Source organism: bacterium (genome assembly GCA_023228325.1).
In the GTDB taxonomy this organism is placed as follows: domain Bacteria; phylum Auribacterota; class UBA6266; order UBA6266; family UBA6266; genus UBA6266.
In genome coordinates this window covers 1-2,717 of record JALOBK010000039.1, presented here as the reverse complement: position 1 = coordinate 2,717, position 2,717 = coordinate 1, and the positions used below count along the sequence as shown (strand labels likewise).

Here is a 2,717-nt window from a genome sequence, read left to right as displayed (position 1 = left end):
ACTCGTAAACAATTTGGATACATTTTATTATCTGAAGCAAACCATGTTTCATAACGACCGCCTGTTTGAAAGAATCCATAATTTAGTGCGGAGCCTGTCCCACCGTTTAATTTTGTTATGTATTTTATTCTATCATCATTTGCTGTCCATAATTTTAATATTTTTTCTGTTTCTGTATCTTCTCCATCAATCACCACTACCAATTCCCAATTTTCAAATTCTTGGGCAACTATACTTTGTAAAGATTCGGTGATATATTTACTTTGTCCAAAAGTCGGCATGACAATGGAAATATCAGGAGTCATTTTTATAAAACCTCTACAAATAATTTACCCAATGGAGTATTAGTAAAATCCCGATAATTTTCATGTGTAACTTTATTCATAAATTTTCCTGCATCTGGATGCCCTGCATACCAATGAATTCCAATTGAATGTGATTTTAACCTATCAGGAGCATTTGGTTTAAAAATATCCTCAATTAATTTCATTGGATAATAAGCATAAACGGTTTCAAAACTAATAGTATCTACTTTCAAATGAGGGAATTTTTTTCTGATAGATTCAACCGTTGGAAATTCAGAATTTAATAACACGACACCTATGGATTGATAATTTGTAAAATCAGGTTTTGTTCGAAGTGCTTTACTCATTACATAACGAAAATAATCATTATTCGGTGCTCCACCCATAAACCCAATACTATGAAATGATGCAGGAGCAATAATTTTTGAAATAGATACGATAGTATCAAGGTCTTTATTTTCAAGAGTATTCAGATTGAAACAATTCATAGACTTGTTAAAGAAGATGTCCATATCCATCCAAAATCCACCATATTTTGAAAGAAGATGCCATCGTAGAAAATCAGATTTCCAAACTTCAGGATATTCATTTGGAATGCCAATATCCCGCCCGTCAAATTTTTTTATCGTAATATTTAAATTTTTTAATTCGTTGGAATAATCAGGGCAATCAATATCATATTCGTGTTCTGTTGATTTCCAAGTATTTGTTTTTGTAACAGAAATAGGTTGATAAAGTATAACTTCCCAATCAGGATTCATTTTAACAAAAGAATGAACAGTAAGATATCTCAACCAAGGCATGCGTTCTGCACCCCAATAAAAATAAACTCGTTTTGGTATTTTTTCCAAACACCATTTATCAATAGAAATATTCGGTTCTTTTGGAGCATTTAATCTTTGTAAATGTTGTTCTATGCTTTTGTTCATTTCCAAAGTTATAAATTTTTTGACTTTTTCGGGACTAGGGGGAAGTTTTTTCAATGCCAATTCATCCCGTTTTTTTATCATTCTCCTATGTAAATTTGGAATATACTGACTTGTGGTAACAAGTTTTCTAGTAAGATTTTCATTATGTCTGCGATGCCATCCTGATACAATTGGATGATAATAAAATTGTCCACCTGCTTCAATCATACGGGTTGTCATTTCATAATCTTCACAAGGTTCAAGGATAAAATCCTTTCCTGCTGATATACGCAATTCTTTTCTCCATAACCATACAACGCCGATATTATAATGGTCATAAAATTTATGGGCATCCCATTCCATCGGAACTTCTGAATTGTAATTTTTTCGGGTTACTTCGCCTAATCCTGTAGAATCCATTACTCCAATTTCACAATTACAATAAACAAAATCTATATCTTTTTTGGATTCAAGAATATCAAACATATCCTGTAAAGCATTTGGATAATATTTGTTATCCGAAGCCAACCATGTTTCATATTCGCCTGTGGCTATTTCGAATCCCATATTCAATGCGGAACCTGTGCCTTCATTTTCCTTATGAATAATCTGAATCCTTGGGTCATTTTGTTTAGCAAGAATATTTTTTGTATCATCTGTTGACCCATCGTCAATAATTATCAACTCCCAATTTTTGAATGTTTGATTGAGGATACTATTGATGGATTCTTCGATAAACTTATCCTGATTGTATGTTGGCATGATGATGGAAATTTTTTTCATTGTATCTATATTTTTCCTCCATTTTCTTGATGATTGAAAATGCTCTATTACGGGGGTTGATGTATTGTTCATGATATCAAATATTTGACAATAAGAAGCAGGAAAATTAAATATTTTTATTTCTTTGTTTTTATCAAGAACATTTTCAAGATTTTTTTGTTCTAAAAAATTCCTACTTGTCTTATTGGCTTCAATCCATTGGTCAACAATATTTCGCATGGTTTCATTATTACGAATGTAAAGGGTTCCCGTAAGCAATTCGATGTCGTCTCTGTAATGAACGGCAATATCACAATCAGGTATTTTATCAAATAGTACAGGATTTTTTTGGATAACTGCATCAGCATCAATCCATATGATATTTTTATCCTGATGTTTTTGCATCATTTTTTTGATAAAGGTTGCTTTCAAATATGCATTCTTGCTCCAATTTTTGTATTTATTTGCACCTTCAAGCGGTAAGTTTTTCAATAATTCAAAATCATATGGTAACTTGAATCGTTCTGCTGATTGAATAAGCCGTGAAATATCCTGAACATATTCAGGAGTATAAAAACTGACAATGACATAATTATGCTTAATTGATAATATTGGCTTCAGGGCTTCTTCAATAGTGCCAAATTCAAAACAATCTAATGCAGAATTTTTATTTAGATTGATAATTTTTATGCCTTTTTCTTTTGCTAACTGAGCAAGTCTTGGAAATTTTTTAGCATAAATT

The 2,717-nt window shown here is 31.4% G+C and carries 2 protein-coding genes; both read right to left on the bottom strand.

Features of this window, described 5'->3' with window-relative positions; all coding sequences use genetic code 11:
• Positions 1–305, bottom strand: a 305-nt coding sequence (locus tag M0R36_11480; GenBank protein MCK9556412.1) for a glycosyltransferase family 2 protein, incomplete at its 3' end; no start/stop codon positions are given.
• Between the two features lie 2 nt (positions 306–307).
• Positions 308–2,717, bottom strand: a 2,410-nt coding sequence (locus tag M0R36_11475; protein ID MCK9556411.1) for a glycosyltransferase, incomplete at its 5' end; no start/stop codon positions are given.